This window comes from Balneolaceae bacterium (assembly GCA_034521495.1).
GTDB lineage: Bacteria > Bacteroidota > Rhodothermia > Balneolales > Balneolaceae > Rhodohalobacter.
Genome location: JAXHMK010000004.1, coordinates 405,154 through 428,982, shown reverse-complemented (window position 1 = coordinate 428,982; position 23,829 = coordinate 405,154). Strand labels below are relative to the sequence as shown.

Sequence of the window (23,829 nt, the reverse complement as noted above, 5' to 3'; positions counted from 1 at the left end):
GTTATTACCCAAACGCCTCCTGCACTAACGACAAAAACAACGCTTCTGATTTTTTTGAAGAATTCACTGTTCTTTGCTTCTCTGAATTAACTCTCCCCACAAATTCATCAAACTGCTTCTGTAAGTCCAATGGTGGACGAACTGCTTCAAACCTCTTTATCATTTTAGGACTTAATTCTGGAAGATTAGCTCCTGAAGCATTTTTATCAGCATAATTTACAAACTCCTTAGTTTTTAATAGATACCCAATAAATGTCTTTGTTGAAATTCCTTCCTCCGCTTTGCATGGGCAAAATGTCAGTACCTGCATACTCCATGAAAATCAGGAAAGGCTACTTTGTTCAAATAGGGACGCAATTTCCCCATACAAAATATGTTCAGGTGAGAATTTGTATTTATTACTCTTAACATCACCTTCTGTAATCGTTTCTACATCTATTATTTTACCTGAATTTTCGACAATGCTATTTAATCCAACATACTTCACACTTCCTTCAAAATCTGTAGGATCAAATGACTCCTTATCAATTTCTGCAATTTTTTTGAATGGAAGTTTACCCACCCTTCGGACTCGTAACCGGATCCCCAAACATCTCCAAAAACACGCTTTGGATCAGTTCGTCGTATTTGGCCAATATCTCTTTATCGATGTCGATTAGCCGCTTGCGCCCGGTCCAGCTTCGCAACGATGGCTTTTTGTTCGTCGAGAGCTGGGAGGGGAATTGTCTAAACTTTTTAGAATCGTTGTGACTATACGTTTGGTTGTCCTGCACTACCTTCACGTCTTATCAACTAGTCTCTGAAATTCTTCACATAAAGATAATAGTATAAATACTTGACATCAGACTCTTTCCGTCTGGTCTTATAAAGCATGATCGACCTGGTTCAAATTGAACCTATCAAATTCATAGCAAACCTACTTTTCCAGCAGTTGCTCCGTACATTGCAACCAATAAAGTAACCTTTACTGTGCAATTTACTTTGCTGAATAGATCTCTAAGTCTTTTTTCAGTAATATAGTCTTCAGCTTCTGTAACAATACTCCGTTATTCAGATCAGCCTGCATTTAGCTACAAGGTATACTGCCATCTAATAGTATTCGATCTTTTCGTGATGGTGTTTTACCGACTTCCCATTCTCTGCATATTTCAGGTTAGTGAAACTTCTCTCAAACCATCCCCTCCAACTCATCCAGAATTCGAAGTCGCTCTTCAGCAAGCTGCCGCAGTCCCGGCTGACCCTCTTTTCCGTTAATAATGGTTTTGGGAGAGTCGTACTCCACCTCTTCGTATTCAATCTCTTTGTAGCGGTTAATGGAGAGGTCGTACTTCTCGTTTACAATCTCCTCTTTGGGTACCAGGAAGCTTTTGTCGGTTCGCTTGCGGCTCGGCTTCCTCGTACCAGGTTGTGGTAGCGTTCAATGATGTCGGGAATGTCGTTATCCTCAATCTTGTCGCGCTTGTCATCCAGCGAGTAGCCGTCGGCTTTCATATCGTAAAACCAGACGTTTTCCGTGCCGCCCGAATTGGTTTTGGTGAAGATAATCACCGCCGTGCTCACTCCGGCATACGGTTTAAACACACCGCTCGGCATGGAGATCACCGCGTTGAGCTGCTGCTCTTCCACCAAAATGCGCCGGATCTCCCTGTGCGCTTTGGAGCTTCCGAACAGAACGCCGTCCGGCACCACCACGGCTGCGCGTCCGCCCACTTTCAGCGCCCGCAAAAACAGCGCAATGAACAGCAGTTCGGTTTTCTTGGTCTTTACCGTTTGCAGCAGGTCGCTGGCCACGCTGTCATAATCGAGGCTTCCCTTAAACGGCGGATTGGCAAGGACTAAATCAAACTGCTCGCGCAATTCTCCACTTTCGCTGGAGAGGGAATCCTTGTAATCAATCGTGGCCCCGTCAAAACCGTGCATCACCATATTCATATTCCCGATGCGAAGCATGGAGTGGTCAAAATCGTAGCCGGTAAACATCTCGGTTTGGAAATGTTTTCGAGCTTTGTCATCCACCATCGCTTTCGCGTGGTTGTTTCGCATATACTCACCAACAGCCACCAAAAATCCGGCCGTACCGCAAGCCAGGTCAGCCACATCCTCCAGCGGTTTGGGCTGCATCAGCTCCACCATCATATTGATGATATGCCGCGGCGTTCGGAACTGCCCGTTCTGTCCCGCCACACTCAGCTTGGAAAGCATATATTCGTACATATCTCCTTTGGTGTCGCGGTTCCGCAACTCCATCTGGTCCAGCAGCTCCACCACCCGCGCCAGGGTTGACGGCTTCGGAAACAGGAACATGGCATCTTCCATATGCTTCCGAAACGTGCTGCCGTTCTTCCCGCCCAGCTCTTTGATGAAAGGAAACACCTCATCGCGTATTCGTTCAAACAGAGTCTCCGGGTCCAGTTGTTTCAGGTTGTGCCAGCGGAGGTGTTCATCGTCCGGCCCGAACGTCGGATTTTCAATCGGTTCCCCGGTTCGTTCGGCTTTCTTCTCCTCCCGCAGTTGCTGGTCATCCAGCCCTTTGATGAACAGCAGGTAGGTCAGCTGCTCGATGACCGTTAACGGATTGGAAATCCCCGCCGTCCAGAAGCGTTTCCCAGATTTTATCGACTTTGTTTCGTAGTTCGCCTGTGAGCATGGTTGGATTGTTGAGTTACGAATGAATGAATTGATCAGCATGAACATTGCTGACCATTCGTAATGCGTTCAGGGATCTGAATCATAAAGAATAGCCAGCTTTCCCAACAACCTTTTATAAATTCTTTAAGGAATGTCGAAACGAATTTTCATTCTTCTGAACGAATGCTGCAATTTCAAAAAAGATAGCTCTAGGGCCTCTTCGATTGGGAGATTAGCACAAATAAAGCGCTTTGAAAATTTGCCTCTAAATGGGCGGGTCAATTACAATTGCCTTGTAACCACCTTGTAACCGAATGAGATGGGAGAGAAAATATACAGAAATAAAAAGTCTTGTAACGCTATAAATATATGCATCACAAGGCTTTACGGAAAGCAATCCGGAAGGGACTCGAACCCTCGACCTTCCCGACGGCCTCGGGGACAGGCGTTCTACCCATTGATAATTTCTTTTAAATCAATCTCATCACCAATAACTTGTTCAATTATCCTTCTACTTTTCATTTTCTTAATCCAGTTCTCAGCTTGTATAGCTTCAGTTTTGGTTTCAAACTCTACTGCTTTCTTTAATTTCCAGGGAACTCCACGTTTCGTTGCAACAGAATGACCTTTATTATGCTTTCTAACTCTCTTTTCCACGTTCTTTGTTTGGCCCGTGTAATATTGATCGATCTCTTTGCTGTATAAAATGTACAGATAGTGCATTTAACCCTCTTTAAATGAAAAAAGGCTGCCCAATTTTACATTGAGCAACCTTCAAAGCGATCCGGAAGGGACTCGAACCCTCGACCTCCTGCGTGACAGGCAGGCGTTCTAACCAACTGAACTACCGGACCAATATGTCAACTTCTTCTCTCAAAAATCATCCGGTCATCGAACTCGTGACCTTCCCGAGCCGTCGGGACAGGCGTTCTAACCAGCTGAACTACCGGACCAATATGTCAAATATCTTCTCTCAAAAATCATCCGGTCATCGAACTCGTGACCTTCCCGAGCCGTCGGGACAGGCGTTCCCCCGAAGGGATCCGTCAGCCGACGGATAACCAGCTGAACTACCGGACCAATAAATCAATATGTCAATTTTTTGACAGACTGAAATATAAAGACCTTATGAGTACGAAGTCAATACAATTTCAAATAAAAAATAAGGGCTCCGGGATCAACCGAAGCCCTTTATCGGGATGGGATGTATGTAAGGAAAACCTGTTTACAAATTATTTGAGATAGCGCTTGTTAACTCTTCACTCATTGGTTCTACTTTACTCTTAAATCTTCTCACTACATTTCCGTTCCGATCAACCAAAAATTTTTCAAAATTCCACGAAATCTCTCCTGTAAAATCAGGATTTTTTGCATCGGTCAGGTACGCAAACAGCGGGTGTTGATCCTCACCCTTCACAGAGATCTTAGAAAACATTGGGAATGTAACCCCATAATTGGCTTGGCAGAACCGGGCAATTTCTTCATCTGAGCCGGGTTCCTGTCCGCCAAAATTATTTGCCGGGAAACCCAGTATTTTAAAACCTTGGTCGGAATATGTTTCGTACAACTCCTGCAGCCCTTCATACTGGGGTGTGAATCCACACTCCGAGGCTGTATTTACAATCAGCAAGAGATCGCCCTCGTAATCAGACAGCGAAATGTTTTCGCCATCAATTGAATTTAATTCATATTGGTATACTGTTTCTGTTCGTTCAGTTAATGTCATTAAAAAAGAAATCGAAGTTAGTATCAGAAATATTGTTTTCATAAGACGTTCCATCTATTTTTAGGCTTAACTACATTTTGGTATCATATCATTCCAACGATGAAAAATTATTCGAAATTTTTTTACTTCCCTACTCTGCTTTTTACAATTTACATGCTTTTACCCATCACGGTCGAGGCCCAGATGTTTTCAATAGATGAGGACGAGCCGGAACAAGATCGGGGTATTAATCTTTTTACCATGATTGGTGCAAGCTGGGAAGTGGGCGATTTTTCCTATGCAGGCCAGGGAGCAACAGAAGAGGAACGGCTCGATTTTAATGATAGCATTCTCCGTTTCCGTTTCGAGAGCCAGGGACTGGACCTCAGCCTCGGTTTTGGGGGCTCGTTAACCGGCATGGATAATACATCCTATGTAAACGTTAGCGGGCGTCTTTTTAACAGTTTTCCGTTGATTCGGTCGGAATCTTTTATGCTGTTAGCTCCATTGCAGATTACTTCAGACCTAAAACAAGTGCAGCAAAACCGTTCAGAAGCTGAGTTTTTGCAAAGTTCACTTTCACTTGGAACGGGAGTATCAACTTTCTTTTCCCTGGGGGATCGAATTAGCTTTAATATCAAAGCCACTCCAAATTATGGATTTAGTTTTTCACAGGGTTCACTATTTGGAGGAAACCTTTTTCGGTTTGATGGAAAAGGACTTCTGTTTATTGATGATTTGTTCGGTTCAAACGCTTTATCTTTTGGGTACCACTTCGATTACAGAACCTACAGAATTGAGGGGAATTTGAATGATTATGATTATACTTCGCACTCTGTAACCATCGGATATGCATTTTAATTTATGAAAATTGAAAAGCTGCTGCTTGAACTTGAAAGTTTATGTGAACGGGGTGGATTTACCATTCGTAAAGAGCGCGGAACCTTTAAAGGAGATCAATGCATCATAGAGGGAGAGAAATTGGTGGTAATTAACAAAAACCGGCCGGTGGAATCGCAAACTGTTATCCTGGCCAGGGTGATTGATCATATTGGTCCTGATACCCTCTATATTAAACCTGCAGTGCGTAAAGAACTTAATAAGATTTGGGAAAGACTGGAGAAGTTTGACCAGATTGAAGATGAATCTTAAAAAAAAGAACATTCATAACTGATGAAATGTACATTTCTTGGAACCGGTACATCCATGGGAGTTCCTGTAGCCGGCGGATTTGGACGCGAAAAGATTGGAAATGATCCAAGAAATCAACGTACACGCTGTTCGGTGTGGTTGCAAACAGAAGAATCTTCAGTTGTGATTGATGTAGGACCGGAGTTCCGCATTCAAACAATTCGATCCAATATAAGGCAGATTGATCTCGTGCTGATTACTCACGAGCATATGGATCACATTGCGGGCCTGGATGATCTTCGATCTTTTAACTACGCACAACAAGCCCCGATACCGCTTCTAAGTTCTCAGCAAGTTATTGATTCCATAAAAATGCGTTTTAATTACATGTTTGGCGAGAATAAATACCCCGGTTCAACATCTCTGGATTTGGATCTGATTGACAACACGGAATCGTTCAAAGATCTCACCATCACTCCCCTTCCCTACAATCATGGGCATATTGACGTTCTTGGATACCGTGTTAATGATTTTTCATACATGACAGATGTAAAAGAGATACCCGATTCCACGAAGGAAAAAATCAAGGGAAGCAAAGTTCTCGTATTGAGCGGATTGAGATGGGGTCCCGAGCATCCAACTCATCTCACAATCCCTGAAGCTGTTGAAATTGCAAATGAGATTGGCGCTCCAAAAACATACTTAATACATATGAATTCATACGTCAATCACGCGGACAGTAATAAAAAACTACCTGAACATGTTCGATTAGCCTATGATCAGCTTGAGATTGAGATTTGATGTACGCCGGACAGCCTGTCCGGCACCTCAAAACCTAAATTCATTATCTCTTGTAGAAGGCTTTGCAAAACTCTGACCGTCATCCTGAACTTGATTCAGGATCTCCAGATACTGGCTATAAAGACGAATGGAGAATCTGAATCGAGTTCAGATTGACCAATAACCACGGTTTTGCAAAGCCCTCTTGTAATAAATGTGGATTGACGTTTTTTCCAATACACTAAGCAGCAGTTGAATCAAAAGGGCAAAGTAACGGGCAGGCTGCCCGTTGTACTTCTTCAAAGATACTTCCTCATCTCTTCGTCTTTCTTCAACTCTTCCACTACCTCTTTTACATCCTGGGCTTGATCCAGGTTTACAACCAGGATAGCGTCATCCGTTTCTACGAGGGCTACATTATCCACACCGGCAAAAGCGACCAGTTTTTTGCCATTTGTGGACACATAGTTTCCGGATGAGTTTACATATAATGTTTTTCCCTTCACAGTAGCATTTTCTTCCGAATCTTTATCTGACAGCTCATGGACAGCTGTCCAGCTTCCCACGTCATTCCAGTCAAAGTCGCCCGGAATTACGTGAACTTTGTCGGCCTTTTCCATGATTCCATAATCGATAGAGATCGACGGGCAGGATTCATAAAATTCTCGGACATCTTCTTTCGTAAAATCTGATTCTTTCAGCTTTTCTGCTTGAGTAAAAATCTCCGGGAGATGATTTTTAAATGCTTCTAAAATAGTACTCGTCTTCCAGATAAAAATTCCACTGTTCCACAGGTAATCACCGGATTCAAAAAACTCTGTTGCTTTCTCGATATTCGGTTTCTCGGTAAATTTTTGAACCCGGTACACAGGATGTGAAAACCCCTCTACTACAGTCTCCTCCGAACGATGAATATAGCCATATCCAGTTTCCGGGCGGTTTGGTTTGATGCCAATTGTAACCAGGCTATCTTGAGTTTTTGCCGTCTCAACAGCCGTATTTAGAACTCTCTTGAACTCTTCCGGTTTACCAATAACATGATCAGCAGGAAGTACAATCATTACGGATTCAGGATCTTTTTTATTCAATAACGCCGCTGCAGAAGCGATACAAGGAGCTGTATTTCGGGCCACCGGTTCACCGATAATGTGAATCGGTTCAACGGAAGAAAGCTGACTCTGGACAAGTGAAACATAATCCTGATTGGTAACCACCACTACCTGTTCCCCATCCACAAATCCATCCAACCTTTCGACGGTTTTCTGGATCATAGATGTCTCACCAAAGAGATTTAAAAATTGTTTAGGATTCGACTCCCTGCTTTTCGGCCAAAAGCGCGTTCCCGCTCCTCCCGCCATAATAACTGCATATACCATTATTGAATTATTTTTGATTCACCTATTTAACCGGAATTCAAAATAAAAATTTAGTGGAAAAGTTTGTGGCTCTCCAAAATGGATGTCATTCTGAACTTGATTCAGAATCTCCTCTTCTTCATCAAGCTCGGGGATACCGGATCGGGGTCCGGCATGACAGAATTGATTTTGGTGGTCTTTCTCACATCCATTTTAGGAAGCCACACTTTTAACATTCAAATTCAGAGTTTTTATCTCGAACGTACGTTATTTACGAGTATTCACAGAACAGATCCTTACAAATTTATGCTCCAGCTCAATACAAAATTGAGATGCTTGAAAGGTAGGCAAAACCGAATCAAACCAAAACGGGATTTGTCTGCGTCAATGTAATACTGAAGGTCGAGCCCTCTTCAGGCGAACTATCTATGAAAAGTTTTTCTCCATGCGCTTCCACAATGTGTTTTACGATAGCAAGCCCAAGACCGGTTCCACCCTTTTCCCGGGATCGTGATTTGTCGACCCGAAAAAATCGTTCGGTTACCCGTTTCAGGTCCTCCTTCTCAATACCGATTCCTGTATCCTTCACATACAGAAGCAGCTTATTTTTATTCTTTTTATAATCAGTCACGCCAATCTCAACATATCCGCCGGGTTTGTTGTATTTCATCCCATTTTCAATCAGGTTGATAAGCACCTGCTTTACCTGGTTCCGATCCGCCCGCACCTGGATGTTTTTGTCAAAATCTTTCACCCGAATCTCTATGTTCTCTTTCTGCGCTTTATACTGAAGACTCTCAACCACATCCAGAACCACATCCCTCAAATACAGATCTTTAATATTTGATTTCAGTTCTCCCGTCTCCAGCCGTGAAATTTCCATCAGATCATTCGTGAGATATATGAGGCGATTCACATTTCTCATCGTTTTTTTCAGAAATACTTCGTTGACGTTTTCATCATGAATGGCCCCATTTAACAGAGTTTCGATAAAGCCCTGTATTGCAAAAATAGGCGTTTTCAGTTCATGAGAAATATCCCCGATAAACTCTTTCCTATAGTTCTCAATTTTATTAAGGCGGGTAAGCTCCTTGCTAACGGTATCGCTGGCACGGATGGATCGCTGCATCAACAGATCCAGTTCATCTTTTACAATTTCGGGCTCACCGTCATAATCTTTGAACTTTTTTCGGGGAATATTCTTAACGACCTTATAAAGGGTTTCAATTCGTTGCTTGTGCAGACGAGCCGAAATCAAATAGACAATCAAAAAACTGAGTGCAAAAAGGCCCGCACTTACGCCCGCAATCTGTATAAGGGAAATAGTAGTAATTGCATAAAGAGCAACAGCAACAAAAGAAGCTAAAATCAGAGCTGACGGAAACGCCGTTCTGATCGATATGGAGGAAAGTATTCTTTTTTTTGTATCAGAGGAGCTCATTCTTTAAACCTGTAACCGACACCTTTTACAGTCTCAATATAATGATCTCCGAGTTTTTCTCTGATTTTTCTTACGTGTACATCCACAGTGCGATCCACAACATAGATATTATCTCCCCAAACCTTATTGAGCAGCGTTTGCCGGTCGCGTACTTTCCCTCTTTTGCTGGCCAGGTAATAAAGAAGTTCGAACTCCTTTCTGGGGAGCTGAAACTCCTCATCGCCGCGAGTTACGATGTATCGATCCTTATCAATTTCAAGATCGTGTACACTCAGTTTCTGTACTTTCTCCTCCGTTTCGTCAAAACGACGCAGCACAGCTTTAATTCTTGATACCAGTTTAGTCGTACTGATTGGCTTTGTGATAAAATCATCTGCACCTTTGTTGAGCCCTTCAATCTCCGTTTTTTCATCACTCCGGGCGGTTAGAAAAATGATGGGAATGTGCGACAGTGTTGAGTCCTCCCGCATTCTGTCGCATACTTCAATACCATCCATTTGGGGCATCATGATATCGAGGAGCACCAGGTCGGGCATATGCTCTTTGGCCATTTGAATACCATCTTTGCCGTTATCGGCTTTTATAACATCATAACCCTCTTGACGAAGATTGTATTCAATAAGATCCAGCAGGTCCTGTTCATCGTCGACTACAAGAATAGTTTGTTTAGACAAAATATGTCAGTATTTAATTTCGATTCGGTAATAAACTAACGGCTTCACTGATTAAAGATAACGAACAAAGATTAAGACAATATTATCATTTTAATGTTGCCAATGCCTCTTTTACTATTTGTGAGACTGTAGCTTTAGGATTCTTGCCGGAAATTTGATTGACCGTTTTAACCGCCTTATTCTTTGAAAAACCCAGGGCTTCCAGGGCTGAAGTTGCTTCTTCGCGTTTACTTCTGGTTTCTGTTGAACCGGATACAACAGAGGGCTGAGATTCATCAAATAACTTATCTTTCAATTCCAAAACCATTCTCTCTGCCGTTTTCTTCCCAATTCCTGAAATTGTAGAAAGAGCTTTAATATCCTGCGTTACAATGGCCTCCATCAGCGCCGGTGCCGGCATTCCTGATAAAGTTGTTAATCCCAATTTTGGGCCGATTCCCTTTACTGTTATCAATCTCTCAAATAAATTCTTCTCTTTATTGGATGCAAAACCAAAAAGCCGCTGATCATTATCAGTAATGTGATGGTAAATCAGGAGCTTCAATTTTTCACCCGATTCCGGTAGCGTTTCTAATGTTTGAGTTGATATCTCCACACGATATCCAACTCCATTCACATCAATGATACACTCATCTTCTGTTTTCTGTTGAAGTATTCCGTTAAGATAAGCGATCATATTTTTTTGATTGATTTGAATCAGCCATGGAGTCAACGAACGATCCCATGGGATTATCATTAAAATTTCAGGATAGCGCGAGCGTCTCGCTCGTGCTCGTATTCCTGTAATGAAGGGCACCCCAACGTTTCGGGGCACCAACTACATTTTTCCATTATCTCCCTTCCAGGGGAGACAGAGCTTCTCAAAAGTTCTTGAGAAGCTCAGAGGGGTGTTCACAGCTGTAGCAAGGATCATCCCCCCTAAATCAACTTTGTTGATTCTTTCCCCTTCGAAAGGGAATTCTATTTCACGAGATGGCGCAAGCGTCTCGCTTGTGCCCCCTACTGCAAGCACGAGCGAGACGCTCGCGCTATCTGTTTTATTTCACCCGGTCAGGATTATCCTGCACAAATTGTGCCCAACTGGATTTACTGTTGTTTTGGTGCATCTTTTTTGATCCCGTTTGAGCAGAATTCCTGTCGGCATGGGTAAAATGGCACCACGCTACTGAAAGAGCATCCGTGGCATCCTGCGATAATTTTCCTTCCGGCATCTTCACCATTTTGTCCAGCATAAATGCAACCTGCTGTTTGCTGGCATTTCCATTCCCGGTAATGGCTTTCTTCACCATTTTGGGATAGTACTCTGCCACCAGTAGTCCCTGGTTGGTAATCGCCAAAATTGCGGCGGCTTGTGCCCGTCCGAGTTTTAACATTGCCAGCGGATCAACTCCGTAAACCGGTGTTTCTACAGCACATTCATCCGGATTATGTTTTTTGATCAGCTTCGTGATTTCATCAAAGATGTATTGAAGCCGGTCATTATGACTATCCATGTTAGCCATCCGGAGGACATCACAAACCTCAACCGAATAGGATGTATTCTCCTGAACAAGCACAGCATAACCCGTTGCTCGGGAACCGGGATCGATACCGAGAATTTTTTTAGCCATAAAACCGGAAATATCGAATTACAAAGTCCCTTCGATATTCATCATTAGATATTCGGTGTTCATTATTCATCATCTTCCGCATAAAGCTTCACAAGCCCGTCAATCATCTCTTCGGAAATGCCTGAAGTTACAAAACCACCATCGTGATAGAGATTTTGCATCGTTACTTTACGGGTCAGATCGGAAAAGAGAGTTACGCAGTAGTCTGCGCATTCATCCGCACTGGGATTTCCAAGCGGTGCAATTTTATCGGCAAAGGTGAACATGCCGTCAAATCCTTTAATTCCGGTACCGGCGGATGTTTTCGTTGGTGCCTGGGAAATGGTATTCACCCGAATTCCACGCTCCGCAAGACGGCTTCCGTAATTCCTGGCGATACTTTCAAGAAGAGCCTTGGCATCATTCATATCAGAATATTTTGAAAAAATGCGATGCGCCCCAATATAGGTGAGGGCAACCACACTGCCCCCGTCGTTCAACAGGCCGGTTTTATCTGCATAATGTAGAATCTTATGGAGCGATATTGCCGAAATATCCAATGTTTGATTGAACCATTCATAGTTCAGGTCTTTATACTCTATTTTCTTTCGGATATTGGGTGACATGCCAATGGCGTGCAGAATAAAATCCACACTACCCAACTCTTCCTTCGTGTCGTTCATCAGGGTTTCTACATCTTCCTCTTTGCTTACATCACAAGGCAAAATTTTGGAATTTGTTTTGTCACCCAGTTCATCAAGCGCACCAAGGCGCAAAGCAATGGGTGCGTTTGACAAAACGAAATCTGCTCCCTCACGCTTACAAGCTAACGCAATTCTCCATGCAATACTTCGTTCGTCAAGAGCTCCAAAAATAATTCCTTTCTTCCCTTTTAGTAATCCGTATCCTTTTTCTTCAGACATTCATTAAGCTATTTGAAGGTTATTAGTTAATTAATTTGAAAATAACACCTTCGGGCATCACATCGAAATTGAAAATATGTGATAGAAGGCTTTGCAAAACTCTGACCGTCATCCTGAACTTGATTCAGGATCTCCAGATACTGGCTATAAAGACGAATGGAGAATCTGAATCGAGTTCAGATTGACCAGTAACCACGGTTTTGCAAAGCCCTCTGATAGAGTTGGTGGTTTTTTAATCATGTAATTTTCAAAAATTTCAATTTAATAGTTGGGAGAAATGTCAACTTCGTTTATGTTAGATTCAATGTGTAAATTAATCCCAATCCGGGACATACATTCACTACGTATATATAGATAGCAAGTGATCCTCTACTGGCTGGTAACTTTTATCGCTTTTGCAAAACATTCCACAAAGGATGAGGAATGGATGCAACAAATTCAAAATGGGGATACAACCGCTATGAAGCTTTTATATAATAAGTATAAAAATCTTCTGTTCGGGCTCATTGTCTCCATTTTGAAAAACCGGGAAGAAGCTGAAGATTGCCTGCAGGAAGTCTTTACCCAGGCATGGGAGAAGGCCGATCAATTTGATGCCTCGAGAGGAAAAGTGTATACATTCTTAGTAACAATGGCACGCAACAAGGCAATTGACAGAACCCGTTCAAGAGCGTACAAAGATTCAGAAAAAGAAGATCACATTATCAACGATTTTACGTTAACGCTTGAGGGTGAGTTCAACAATCCACATGAGCAGATGGAACTTACGGAACGTGCAAAAATAGTGCGCAGTGCACTCAATCAGCTAAGTGAAAAAGAACGAAAAGTATTGTATGTCTCCTATTTTAATGGGATGAGCCAGTCTGAAATATCAGATAAGCTGGACATTCCCCTTGGTACTGTTAAATACCGGATGCGCCAGGGAATGATAAAACTCCGCGACATGCTTGTACCCGACGATCAACAATGACAGAACAAGAACAACATAACGACTTTGAAGCTCTCTGTGCCGGCTATGTGCTGGATGCACTGACGGATGAGGAGAACCGCCAGTTTGAGAAGATGCTGCGCAATGCCACTCCCGAACAGATTCAACTGTTTGAGGAGATGATGGAAATTCGCGATGAACTGGCTCTTGCTTCTGAACCAATATCACCTTCGCCGCACGTTGAAGAGGATATTATGGCAGCCATCACGGATAAGCCTGAAAAACAACAACCTGATGAGGCTGAAAACAGATCCGGTTCTACAAACATAATACCGATATGGGCATACCGGGCGGCTGCAGCAATCCTGCTTATTGCTTCCCTGACTTTTGTATACATTACATTTGATCTGTCTGAAACTGTTGATTCTCAACAATCACAAATTTCTGAACTACAGAGTCAACTTGATCGTCAGGAACAGCTTTTAACCGTTCTGTCCGGACGGGAAGTTACACTTGTGAATATGAATGGCTTGGATCCAAGCCCCGAAGGTTATGGAAAAATTATCTGGGATCCCAACCAGGGTGAAGCCATTTTGCAACTGGCTAATTTGCCTGCACCTCCGCAAAACAAAGATTACCAACTCTGGTTGATTAAAGCGGGTCAGAATCCAATTAGCGCCGGTGTTTTTAATTTTGAGCAGCCATCTACTGACTTGTTTTTCCGTGTTGAAAAACTGAATGAAGAGCCTTCGGAGGAATCTAATACATTTGCGGTAACCCTTGAACCGAAGGGTGGAGTTCCTCAACCTACCGGTGATATGTTCTTACTTGGTGAGCAACAGTAAGAGTTTGTGTAGGAAACTCTAAACGTATCCAACTGTTAAAGATTGAAGTTTTCTTAATCGATCTAATAAGGTCGTATTGGTTGTAAGATCTCAGAAATACTTCAGAATTATTTATAAAGAATGTCCAAAAAATCAAAAGAGGTATAAAGATGAAAATACTTACACCGCGATTTCACGGTTATTTGGATTATCTGACAGTAGCTATTTTCCTTATAGCCCCTCTTCTTTTAGGCCTTGAAGGATTATCTGCAATTTTCTCCTATATTTTAGGGGCAATCCACCTCTTGATGACCATTCTCACCGATTTCTCCCTGGGTTTTGCCAAACTCATTCCAATTAAAACACACGGCTGGATTGAAACAGTTGTGGGCCCTCTCGTGCTTCTTCTGCCCTTTATTTTGGGATTTAATGAAACAGCTCGCACCTTTTATATCGCGATGGGTGCCATTATTATCATTGCAAGCCTGCTTACCGACTACAAACAAGCCTCGTTAGATATTGAAGACATATCCGTTTAGAGTTTACTGAATCAGCTTCCGGATGATTTTGAGTAAATTTTTTGTATAAAAAAAGCCGCAACTGAACAGATGCGGCTTTCATTTATAAACAGGTATTGAATTCGAATATTTATTCGTAATCCAAACTCTTGACGTTTACAGCGCTAGGGCCTTTGGGAGAATCTTCAACATCGAATTCTACCTTTTCACCATCTTCCAACCCTTGATTAGGTCCGAGATCCGGGATATTGTTTCTGTGAACAAAAATATCTTTTCCGCCTTCATCGGGCTTAATAAATCCAAAGCCTTTTGTTTTGTCAAAGAATTTAACTTTTCCTTGTTGTGACATAATAATAATGTAGAGTTTTATACACGTACATACGGTTGTTCATCCTGGCTAAAAAGAATTGTAATACCAAATCATTTCAGAGAAGATTACTATCAACCCTCTTGTAAGTGTGAATTAAATTGAATTATTATAATACGGGGCTTTAAGGAGAATACCTACTAATAGTTTAAATTGATTGAAATAAGCGTTTCTCCATCCGGGAAAGAGTTTGAATACCTTGTCTAAAATAAAAAAGCCGTTCCAAAAATTGGAACGGCTTAATTTTTATAGTATTGAATCCGAATGTTTATACGTAGTCCAGGCTCTCTACATTTACTGCGCTGGGTCCTTTCGGGGTATCTTCAACCTCAAATTCTACGCTTTCGTCATCTTCTAACCCTTGGTTGGGTCCAAGATTGGGAATATTGTTTCTGTGAACAAAAATATCTTTTCCACCGTCGTCCGGCTTGATGAATCCAAATCCTTTTTGTGTGTCAAAAAATTTTACTTTTCCTTGTTGTGGCATAATAGTATTGTAATAGTATAAAGTTACTACACGTACGTTCAGGCGTTCATCCGTGCTAAAAGGAATTGCGTTACCAAAATCGTTTCAGAGAAGATTACTTTACACCTGCCGTAGGTGTGAATTAAATTGAATTATAAAACTAAGGGGTTTTTTGCAGAATGTAAACTGATAATTTTGGAAAGTATTAGGTTGCACGTTTTACGAACGTTAAGCTTTTTTCCATCTATAGTGATTGCTAATGCCTGCTCTATTTTAAAAACCAATAGTTCTGAAAAGTTTAAAAACAGATATGTGGCTTTGCTTTACACCGGGAGTTTTTCAATTGATTACTCTGATCATGATATAGTACGTAACAACTAAAATGGATCAATCTTACAAAAAGTAGTTTGTAACACTCAGGAATTGAGCAAACTCAAGTCTTTTCCCTGAATCACTCGAGAAAAATTTTATACGTCTCAATTTATCAACCCCGGAAATAAAGATAAATCACAACAATAATCGCCATTAATACCACCGAACTGACCACATCTTTCCAGGTCCAGCTTGCGCGGGATTCTTTCTTGTCCTCTTCCGTCAATGTTTGATACGTAAGTCCAGAGATCTTTTCTCTATCTGGTGCTGAGGTTGCGTAACTCACTCCAACCATCACAGCAATACAGATCAAAAACATTCCCAAACTGTAATACTGGAAGAATATATTATTAATGATCCATAAGAATGACCCTTCGGTATAGGCAAAATCTTCCATCAAAAATGCTGGTGTATCCACGGCCAATCGAAAGAGACCCAATACAATTCCAACAATCAAAGCCGTCAGACAGCCCTGTTTGTTCAAACGGCTGTTAAAAATCCCCATGAAAAATACCACGAAAATGGGTGGAGCCAAATACGATTGAATATTTTGCAGGTAATCATACAAGCCACGGCTTCCCTGTATAACCGGAATCCAGAGCAAGCCAATAATAATCATCGCGATGACGGCCACTCTTCCCACCCAGACCAGCTCCTTGTCGGACGTATTGGGTTTCAATTTGTTGTAAAGATCCATGGTAAACAGAGTGGACGAAGCGTGAAAAACACCCGCTAACGAACTCATCAATGCCGCAAGTAAACTGGCAACAACCAAACCCCGGATCCCCACAGGTAAAATGTGTGCCACCATCAGAGGAAAAGCGGCCTGGGCATTTTCACGAATCACTTCACCATCCGCTCCGATCATGTATTGCTGCATCTCGGCAATATGTCCCGATTTGGCCAATGCAAATGCAATTATTCCCGGAATGATGAAGATGAAAACAGGAAACAGTTTGAGAAATGCTGCAAAAATACTCCCTCGCCGGGCTTGCTCTTCATTTGGTGCACCCAAGGCTCTTTGAACGATATATTGGTCAGTGGTCCAGTACCATAAACCCACAATTGGTGCGGCAAAAAGCATTCCCAGCCATGGATATTGGTCATTAAAATACCACGCCATTTCCTCACCCGTATTAACCGGCGCCCATGTACTGGCCACTCCGTCGGGAACCAGTGGTTTCCAAAGATTGAACATTTCCGGACCAACAATATCTACGAGTTGCGCCCAGCCGCCAACGGCCTGTAACCCATAGAACAATACAAAGAGAGAACCAAGAACAAGCACAACCGCCTGAACAGCTTCTGTATATGCAACTGCACGAAGACCTCCAAGAGCCGTATAAATTCCAGTAAAGATGATGACCAATATCGAACCAATCCAGAAACTATTTAATCCCATAAAATTCAGTTCCGGAATCAGGACACTCATTACCACGCCTCCGGCAAATATACCTACAGCAATTTTTGTAAGTACATACCCAATCAATGAAACACTGGAAAGCAGAGTTCTTGCAAGCGGAGAAAAGCGCCGTTCCAAAAATTCAGGCATGGTAAATACTTTTGAGCGGATGTAGAAGGGAATCATCACCCAAGCCAATATCAACAAACACCAGGCATGCAACTCATAATGGGCAAGTGCAACGCCATCGGTGGCTCCTGAACCTGATAGGCCAACGAGGTGTTCTGAGCCGATGTTCGAAGCAAAAATCGATGTTCCCACGATAAACCATCCTAAATGTCGGCCGGCGAGGAAAAAATCATCTGTAGTGTCGGTTTTTTGTTTGATGACCCACCAGGCAATTCCCAGAATCACAAGGAAATAGGCAGCGATTACAACCCAATCAATAACAGCGAGTGTTCCCATAGTTTTTTCTGATTAAGTATTCGTTGAATTTCTTCTCTTTCAGCGACCTGGCAGAGTTCCCGATGTTTTTTTCGGGATCCTGCAAGAGTCGCGGGATTTCTGTCCAGAACTCTGCCAGGACCTCTCGGACTCTGGCAGGTTCTTTATCAGACTTCTTTATAATCAATTCCCAAAATATTACACAGCATTTTCCATTTCTTTCTCTGATCACCGAGATGCATAACCTGGTGATGTGTTCCTCCATTTTTCAGCCAACCATCATTGCAATCCCTTAAACCACTTTCCGGTTTAAAATGGAAATAAGGCATCTCAATCGTTGGATATTCTTTGGTATCGAGAACATCTCCATAAGCAACCACAAGCCGGAACTCTTCACCAACCAAATGAACTAATGAAACGATGGTAGCCGGACCCGGTTCAGCCATAAAAACGGTCGTGGGCGGATTTTCCAGATCTCCAATTCCCAAAACCCGATTTGCGAGGCGAATGGGTTTGTCTTTTCGGGCTACTTTCCAATTTCCTTCGCCCATATGACTCATCAACATGGATTCTCGTTTGAAATCCATCGCATACATTTCTGTGAAAGTGTGCATCGTCTTCCAGAACATGCCCTGCCGCAACCATGCTCGCCGTGTTGGTATCGCCTTCGGCGGCATACCCGTAGCCTTCCGCCATCAGGTTCGATGCGGCCAGCATATTGATCTGTTCAAACCGGCCGTCGCCTTTAAACGTGTCGAAATGAGCGGAAAATCCCTGGTAATTATACTCTTCCAAAAACTTCCTGAATCCGAGATACATCCGGACGGCATACCGCAAATTCTTCTCCGGCATATCATCATCCACATCAAACCGGTTTTGCTCAATCATAACACGCTCATCAATTTCCTCATCACTCACCGCTTCCATCAACCGGTAGATCTCCCCGATATATTCTCGGTTCACTTCCGGTCCGATCACTCGTGTGAAAGCCGCTTCATCCGAAAGTGTATCGCCCATTCCATGCATCTTACCAATAGCCGCGATTCTCATTCTCTTCAAAGCGGCTGCCGTTTGTGCCGCTTTCGCCCAATTGCCTACATGCTCTTTAAATTCTTCACTTTTCCAGTTAGCAGAGATCACTTCAAAATTGTCCCCATGAGTTCGGATGATCGCATTCGCCATATCCTGCGCGCCGTGAATTCCCTGGTTGTAGGTCAGATCGGCCATATCCCAATCGGTGGTCACTTCCGGTTCGGGCTGAATATTGGCTAAGAGAATCGGCAGATTATTCTTTTGAAGAGCTCGAACCGTTCGCATGGCCGGACCGTAGGTCAGCATCACAATCATCACCCCATCCAACCCTTTGTGATTGAAATCTCCCAGGATCTCTTCAATATCATCACGGTTTCGGGCGGCTCTCGGGAAATCAAAATCAGCCACATCGGCCAACTGTTCACACACCTTGCGGGCATACTTTTCCTGCCGCTCGGTAATCCCCGGCAGCGACTTATCATACAGTTCCTGCATGATGCCCAGCAATCCAATTTTGGGTTTTCTTTTTTGGATGGTTGTCATAATCGAATTCTTATCAAAGGTTCATAATTATTCCTGGCCGTAATAGGCGTCATCGCCGTGCTTGCGGTCGTAATGTTTTTTGATGAGCGAATCCTTCATGCGCGAAACATCCGGATCGATCTGTAAACTGAGGAACGCCATCTCGGCCAACTGTTCCAAAACGGCACTATTATAAACCGCTTTTCCGGCCGAATCACCCCAGGTAAACGGTGCGTGATTTCCCACCAACATCATCTCTACTTCTTTGTAGGATAGATTTCGCTCCTCAAACAGATTCAGAATCTGGAATCCCGTTTGGTGTTCATAATTTCCTTCGATCATCTCATCGGCCATTGGCGGAGCACAAGGAACATCTACCGTCAGGTGATCGGCATGGGTGGTACCAAGAATCGGGATATCTTTCAGAGACTGAGCCCAAGCCGTTGCATAAGTGGAATGCGTGTGGGCAATTCCGCCAATTTCAGGCCAGTGTTTGTAGAGAACGGCGTGAGTTTTTGTGTCAGATGAGGGACGAAGATCGCCTTCAACCACATTCGCATCAAAATCTACAATCACCATCTTTATCCGGCGTTAAATCCGCATACGGAACACCGCTTGGTTTGATGGCAAACACTTCTTCATCCCGATCGGCAGCACTGACATTACCAAAGGTAAACAGAACCAATCCCAATTCGTCAATCTGCATATTGGCATCGTAGGCGGCCTGTTTGATGGAATCGTATTTGCCCATTTTACCTATTTTTTGTTAGCGATTCTTTCTTCTACTGTTTGAGCCAGAGACTGATAACTCTCATACTTTTCGCGATAGTGATCAACCATTTTGGGATTCGGCTCATACGTTTTTTCAAAACCTGCTCCCATCGCTTCAACAGCTTCTTCAACACTCGAAAAAATTCCTGCGGCCGTTGCGCCAAACATCGCTGCTCCTAACGCAACCGCTTGATCCGATTTTACAATATTAATCGGCATATTGAGCACATCGCTTAACATCTGCATCACATAAGCAGATTTCTTCGCCACACCTCCCATCCCGATAATTCCTTTAATTGGAATCCCTTCCTCCTCAAATCGATTCACAATCGCTTTCGCACCGAAACAGGTCGATTCAACCAATGCCCGGTACATATCCGGCGCGGTGGTTCCAAGATTCATCCCTTCAATGGCTGAGGTTAGATTTTGATTGGCATCCGGAGTACGGCGGCCGTTGAGCCAGTCCAGCGCAACAAGGTATTTATCATTATCAACGGTGAGATTTTCTGAAGCGGCTTTTTCCAATTCTTGAATTAATGAATCATCCAGCTCATCGAGTAGCTTTTGCCTGGTTTCATCATCAATCACCCGGCTGTTTTGAACCGGCCAGAGAAGAATTTCTTTGAACCACGCATACACATCCCCAAACGCAGACTGACCGGCTTCGAGCCCCATCATTCCGGGAACAACAGATCCGTCAACCTGTCCGCAAATTCCTTTTATGAGCTTTCCTTCCATATCTTCGTGCGGAGCAATGAGCATGTCGCAAGTGGAGGTGCCCATTACCTTGCTCAGGTAATAGGGTTCTATCTCTCCACCTACGGCACCCATGTGGGCATCGAATGCGCCCACGCCCACCACAACTTGTTCACTAAGTCGAAGTTTCTTTGCCCATTCTTTAGAAAGTGTACCGACAGGCTGATCAGCGGTGTATGTATCCTTAAACATGCGACTTCGAATTCCATCCAGCAGCGGATCCAATTCACTTAAAAAATCCTGGCCTGGCAAACCATTAAACTCTTCATGCCACATCGCTTTATGTCCGGCTGCGCAACGGCTTCTTCTCATATTTGTGATATCATCTCCGCCGGTTAGCTCGAAAGGAATCCAGTCGCAATGTTCTACCCAGCTCCAGGCACTTTGCCTTACTTTTTCATCCACACGAAGCGTATGTAAAATTTTTGCCCAGAACCATTCGGAGGAGTACACACCACCCACATATTTTGTATAATCGATCTCCCAATTTGCCGCCAGTTCATTGATCTCTTCAGCTTCTTTAATCGCTGTATGATCTTTCCAGAGAATGAACATTGCGTTGGGATTCTCTTCAAATCCTTCAGTCAATGCCAAAGGCGTTCCCTGTTTATTGACAGCTACCGGAGTTGAGCCGGTTGTATCAGCCGAAATAGCTATTACATTTTTTCTGATTTCATCGCCCGCTTTATCCAAAACCTGAGTAATCGTCTCCGTCAATCCTTCCAGGTAATCGAGCGGGTGCTGGCGGAATTGATTCGCTGACGCATCGCAATATAACCCCTCTTTCCAGCGGCTATAATAATGAACGGCATCCCCGATATATTTCCCGCCGGTACTGATGAGCACTGACCGAACTGAATCCGTCCCGAAGTCAACCCCAATTACATATTTTGTTTTGGCTGAACTCATTCCTGTCACACTTTTGGTGGTTTAAAACTTAACGCGGCACCATTTTCATCTGCCTTTTGTTTTTCAAATTTTTTGTTGTCGAACCTGTATAGATAGGCTCCTTTTTTTGAAAATTTCTTCTGTTTCTCATTCGTCTTTTCAAGAACATCCATCGAAAGAATTCGTCGCCGAAAATTTCGTTTGTCCAATTCCGTTTCATAGATCGATTCATACAACTGCTGGAGTTCCGGCAGTGTAAATTTTTCCGGCAGCAGTTCAAATCCAACAGGTTGTGTTGCTGCCTTATGCCGAAGCCGGGCTTTGGCTGCATCTACCATTTTATGATGATCAAAAATCAGATCCGGCAAATCATCAATCGGGAACCAGCGGGCACTGTATTTTTCTACTAAGCTCCTTGTCGTGATCGTGAATGTTTATCAATGAGTAGTAGGCGATGGAAATGGTTCGTTCAACCGGGTCACGGTCAATTTCACCAAATCCATATAGCTGCTCCAGGTAAATATTTCGTAACCCGGTTAGTTTTTTAAGGATTCTTGAAGCAGCCTCATCGAGGCTTTCATCCACTTCGAGAAATCCGCCCATCAATGACCACTTTCCTTTCTCAGGTTCAAAATCCCTTTTTATCAGCAACAGCTTGAGGTTTTCCCGGTCGAAACCGAAAATTATGGTATCAAGAGCAACCGGGAACCGATCAATATTTTCGTATTGTTTTGGAGACACCTTGGCTGTTTTATTCAATGGTCAACATTACTACAGATTTGGATGGAAGCGAGATCGAGAGCATGGTTCCATCCATTTCATGATCACTAAAATCATTCAAAACAACATTCTCCGGATCGTCAAATGTATTCACGGAACTAACTTCATCAGCCGTAAGAATTTTTCCTGATGAGACATTTCCAAGATCATCAATTCCACGAAAATCGAGCTCAACATCCTGGGCATTATTCGCATCTAAATTTGTAATGGTGAGGTTAATCCGTCCATCGTCGCTTTTAGAAGCAGTTAAGCTGACAGACGGAATCTCCTCACCATTGTGTCCGTAGCTGGAAATGTTTGTATTTGTTTGAAGCAGTTCGGTATCAAAATGAACACGATAGAGATCAAACACATGATAGGTAGGTGTTTTGATCATTTGATCGCCTTCCGTCAAAATCACTGCCTGAAGCACATTTACCATTTGTGCGATATTTGCCATCCGAACGCGGTCGCTGTGCTTATTCATAATATCCAGTGAAATGGCGGCGATCAGCGCATCCCGAAGTGAGTTTTGTTGCTGTAAAAATCCGGGGTTTGAACCTGGAATAGGATCGGTCCAGATTCCCCATTCATCCACAAAGAGCCCCACACGTCCTTCCGGGTCATACTCGTCCATCCGGTTTTTATGGCCTTGAATAAATTCGTCGAGGCGTAGGGCCTTCCGAAGTCCATCGAAGTAAAGATCTTCTCCAAAATTGACGGAAGCGCCTTTGTTCGTCCAGCTCTCTCCGGCAATAGTATAGTAATGGAGGGAGATAGCATCCATCATGTGAGATGCCTCCTCCATTACTTTGTCCGTCCAATAATACTGTTCGTTGGAATACCCGCTTGCTACCCTTGTAATTTCTGTGTCGCTGTAGTCGCGTACATAGGTTGCAAATCGTTTGTACAGATCAGAATAGTACGCGGGGTCCATATTTCCGCCACATCCCCAGCTCTCATTCCCAATACCGATATACTTCACACCCCAGGGTTCATCTCGGCCATTTTCACGACGGAGATTTGCCAGATCGCTGTCGCCATCGTAGTTCATGTACTCTATCCAGTTTTGCATTTCGCGGGGAGTGCCGCTCCCAACATTCATCGCCACAACCGGCTCGGCTCCGAGCATTTCCGTGAAGTTCAAAAATTCATGAGTTCCGAAACTGTTGTCTTCAATCACCATTCCCCAGTGCGTATTGATGGAATTTGGACGTTCATCCATCGGGCCAATTCCATCTCTCCAGTTGTACTCATCCGCAAAACAACCGCCGGGCCAGCGAATATTGGGAACTTCTAAATGCTGCAGAGCTTCCAGTACATCGGTTCGATAGCCATTGGTATTCGGGATATCGGAATCTTCACCCACCCAAACACCACCGTAGATCCCCTCGCCCAGATGCTCAGCAAAGTGACCATAAATATGGCGGCTGATAGTGCTTACTTCCTGGTCGGCATTTATAATGATTTTATTATCCTGGGCCTGACTTGTAAATATAATTGCCAAACTCAGAAATAGAGATATACATATTGATTTTTTCATGGCAGAGAAGT

The 23,829-nt window shown here is 43.2% G+C and carries 28 protein-coding genes and 1 tRNA gene; 6 read left to right on the top strand and 23 right to left on the bottom strand.

From position 1 onward, the window contains the following. Positions 1-4 precede the first annotated feature (4 nt). The 6 genes from U5K72_02890 to U5K72_02865 form a co-directional block, all read right to left on the bottom strand. Positions 5-310, bottom strand: coding sequence for a hypothetical protein (locus U5K72_02890; GenBank protein ID MDZ7717752.1), 306 nt, complete (start codon positions 308-310; stop codon positions 5-7). A gap of 12 nt (positions 311-322) precedes the next feature. After that, complete coding sequence (locus U5K72_02885; protein ID MDZ7717751.1) at positions 323-562, bottom strand: hypothetical protein; 240 nt, start codon at positions 560-562, stop codon at positions 323-325. 773 nt (positions 563-1,335) lie between these two features. Next, positions 1,336-2,688 carry a class I SAM-dependent DNA methyltransferase gene (locus U5K72_02880; GenBank protein MDZ7717750.1) on the bottom strand — a complete coding sequence of 451 codons (1,353 nt, stop codon included), beginning with the start codon at positions 2,686-2,688 and terminating at the stop codon, positions 1,336-1,338. 390 nt (positions 2,689-3,078) lie between these two features. After that, on the bottom strand, positions 3,079-3,351 hold the full coding sequence (locus tag U5K72_02875; protein MDZ7717749.1) for a GIY-YIG nuclease family protein: 273 nt from the start codon (positions 3,349-3,351) through the stop codon (positions 3,079-3,081). Positions 3,352-3,408: 57 nt separating this feature from the next. Continuing rightward, positions 3,409-3,482: transfer RNA gene (locus U5K72_02870), tRNA-Asp, on the bottom strand. Between the two features lie 371 nt (positions 3,483-3,853). Further along, positions 3,854-4,354, bottom strand: coding sequence for a glutathione peroxidase (locus U5K72_02865; protein MDZ7717748.1), 501 nt, complete (start codon positions 4,352-4,354; stop codon positions 3,854-3,856). Between the two features lie 183 nt (positions 4,355-4,537). On the opposite strand from U5K72_02865, the gene U5K72_02860 reads away from it, so the two are divergent. Genes U5K72_02860 through U5K72_02850 form a run of 3 tightly spaced genes read left to right on the top strand, consistent with a single transcriptional unit; the run spans position 4,538 to position 6,265 of the window. After that, positions 4,538-5,194: a hypothetical protein gene (locus U5K72_02860; GenBank protein MDZ7717747.1), complete on the top strand. Its 657-nt coding sequence runs from the start codon at positions 4,538-4,540 to the stop codon at positions 5,192-5,194. 3 nt (positions 5,195-5,197) lie between these two features. Next, on the top strand, positions 5,198-5,485 hold the full coding sequence (locus U5K72_02855; GenBank protein MDZ7717746.1) for a hypothetical protein: 288 nt from the start codon (positions 5,198-5,200) through the stop codon (positions 5,483-5,485). A gap of 21 nt (positions 5,486-5,506) precedes the next feature. Next, the gene (locus tag U5K72_02850) at positions 5,507-6,265 is read left to right on the top strand and encodes an MBL fold metallo-hydrolase (protein ID MDZ7717745.1); all 759 of its coding nucleotides are present in this window, start codon (positions 5,507-5,509) and stop codon (positions 6,263-6,265) included. 278 nt (positions 6,266-6,543) lie between these two features. Here the strand turns inward: U5K72_02850 and U5K72_02845 are convergent, their stop codons facing one another. From U5K72_02845 to U5K72_02820, 6 genes are all read right to left on the bottom strand, one after another. Continuing rightward, a complete protein-coding gene (locus U5K72_02845) occupies positions 6,544-7,620 on the bottom strand; it encodes a mannose-1-phosphate guanylyltransferase (GenBank protein MDZ7717744.1) in 1,077 nt (358 codons plus the stop codon). Between the two features lie 337 nt (positions 7,621-7,957). After that, a complete protein-coding gene (locus U5K72_02840; GenBank protein ID MDZ7717743.1) occupies positions 7,958-9,040 on the bottom strand; it encodes an ATP-binding protein in 1,083 nt (360 codons plus the stop codon). Then, positions 9,037-9,714 (bottom strand): response regulator transcription factor, encoded by a 678-nt coding sequence (locus U5K72_02835; protein MDZ7717742.1) that lies wholly within the window; start codon positions 9,712-9,714, stop codon positions 9,037-9,039. The genes U5K72_02840 and U5K72_02835 overlap by 4 nt, the downstream gene beginning before the upstream one ends. A gap of 85 nt (positions 9,715-9,799) precedes the next feature. Continuing rightward, positions 9,800-10,390 (bottom strand): Holliday junction branch migration protein RuvA, encoded by a 591-nt coding sequence (gene ruvA, locus U5K72_02830; protein MDZ7717741.1) that lies wholly within the window; start codon positions 10,388-10,390, stop codon positions 9,800-9,802. A 361-nt stretch (positions 10,391-10,751) separates the two neighbouring features. Continuing rightward, entirely contained in the window at positions 10,752-11,324 is a 573-nt protein-coding gene (gene ruvC / locus U5K72_02825) for a crossover junction endodeoxyribonuclease RuvC (protein MDZ7717740.1), read from the bottom strand. Between the two features lie 62 nt (positions 11,325-11,386). Next, a complete protein-coding gene (locus U5K72_02820) occupies positions 11,387-12,226 on the bottom strand; it encodes an enoyl-ACP reductase (protein ID MDZ7717739.1) in 840 nt (279 codons plus the stop codon). 361 nt (positions 12,227-12,587) lie between these two features. Between U5K72_02820 and U5K72_02815 the strand changes: the two genes are divergently transcribed. The 3 genes from U5K72_02815 (at position 12,588) to U5K72_02805 (ending at position 14,517) form a co-directional block, all read left to right on the top strand. Beyond that, positions 12,588-13,196, top strand: coding sequence for a sigma-70 family RNA polymerase sigma factor (locus U5K72_02815; protein ID MDZ7717738.1), 609 nt, complete (start codon positions 12,588-12,590; stop codon positions 13,194-13,196). Next, a complete protein-coding gene (locus U5K72_02810; GenBank protein MDZ7717737.1) occupies positions 13,193-13,999 on the top strand; it encodes an anti-sigma factor in 807 nt (268 codons plus the stop codon). Before U5K72_02815 ends, U5K72_02810 begins: the two co-directional genes overlap by 4 nt. A 149-nt stretch (positions 14,000-14,148) precedes the next feature. Then, positions 14,149-14,517, top strand: coding sequence for a hypothetical protein (locus tag U5K72_02805; protein ID MDZ7717736.1), 369 nt, complete (start codon positions 14,149-14,151; stop codon positions 14,515-14,517). Positions 14,518-14,626: 109 nt separating this feature from the next. On the opposite strand, the gene U5K72_02800 is transcribed toward U5K72_02805, so the two are convergent. The 11 genes from U5K72_02800 to U5K72_02750 form a co-directional block, all read right to left on the bottom strand. Then, positions 14,627-14,845, bottom strand: a complete 219-nt coding sequence (locus U5K72_02800; protein ID MDZ7717735.1) for a cold shock domain-containing protein — start codon at positions 14,843-14,845, stop codon at positions 14,627-14,629. 286 nt (positions 14,846-15,131) lie between these two features. Next, positions 15,132-15,353, bottom strand: a complete 222-nt coding sequence (locus U5K72_02795) for a cold shock domain-containing protein (protein ID MDZ7717734.1) — start codon at positions 15,351-15,353, stop codon at positions 15,132-15,134. Between the two features lie 460 nt (positions 15,354-15,813). Continuing rightward, positions 15,814-17,568, bottom strand: a complete 1,755-nt coding sequence (locus U5K72_02790) for a sodium:solute symporter (protein ID MDZ7717733.1) — start codon at positions 17,566-17,568, stop codon at positions 15,814-15,816. Between the two features lie 146 nt (positions 17,569-17,714). Beyond that, entirely contained in the window at positions 17,715-17,993 is a 279-nt protein-coding gene (locus tag U5K72_02785) for a hypothetical protein (protein MDZ7717732.1), read from the bottom strand. Continuing rightward, positions 17,986-19,122 carry a hypothetical protein gene (locus U5K72_02780; protein MDZ7717731.1) on the bottom strand — a complete coding sequence of 379 codons (1,137 nt, stop codon included), beginning with the start codon at positions 19,120-19,122 and terminating at the stop codon, positions 17,986-17,988. The genes U5K72_02785 and U5K72_02780 overlap by 8 nt, the downstream gene beginning before the upstream one ends. Positions 19,123-19,149: 27 nt before the next feature. Beyond that, positions 19,150-19,680: an L-ribulose-5-phosphate 4-epimerase AraD gene (gene araD / locus U5K72_02775; GenBank protein ID MDZ7717730.1), complete on the bottom strand. Its 531-nt coding sequence runs from the start codon at positions 19,678-19,680 to the stop codon at positions 19,150-19,152. Then, on the bottom strand, positions 19,661-19,852 hold the full coding sequence (locus tag U5K72_02770) for a class II aldolase/adducin family protein (GenBank protein ID MDZ7717729.1): 192 nt from the start codon (positions 19,850-19,852) through the stop codon (positions 19,661-19,663). The genes araD and U5K72_02770 overlap by 20 nt, the downstream gene beginning before the upstream one ends. 5 nt (positions 19,853-19,857) lie before the next feature. Next, a complete protein-coding gene (locus U5K72_02765; protein ID MDZ7717728.1) occupies positions 19,858-21,537 on the bottom strand; it encodes a ribulokinase in 1,680 nt (559 codons plus the stop codon). Between the two features lie 5 nt (positions 21,538-21,542). After that, a complete protein-coding gene (locus tag U5K72_02760; GenBank protein MDZ7717727.1) occupies positions 21,543-21,884 on the bottom strand; it encodes a hypothetical protein in 342 nt (113 codons plus the stop codon). A gap of 4 nt (positions 21,885-21,888) precedes the next feature. Further along, positions 21,889-22,257: an NUDIX domain-containing protein gene (locus U5K72_02755; GenBank protein ID MDZ7717726.1), complete on the bottom strand. Its 369-nt coding sequence runs from the start codon at positions 22,255-22,257 to the stop codon at positions 21,889-21,891. Positions 22,258-22,267: 10 nt separating this feature from the next. Then, the gene (locus U5K72_02750; GenBank protein MDZ7717725.1) at positions 22,268-23,818 is read right to left on the bottom strand and encodes an alpha-L-arabinofuranosidase C-terminal domain-containing protein; all 1,551 of its coding nucleotides are present in this window, start codon (positions 23,816-23,818) and stop codon (positions 22,268-22,270) included. Positions 23,819-23,829 lie beyond the last annotated feature (11 nt).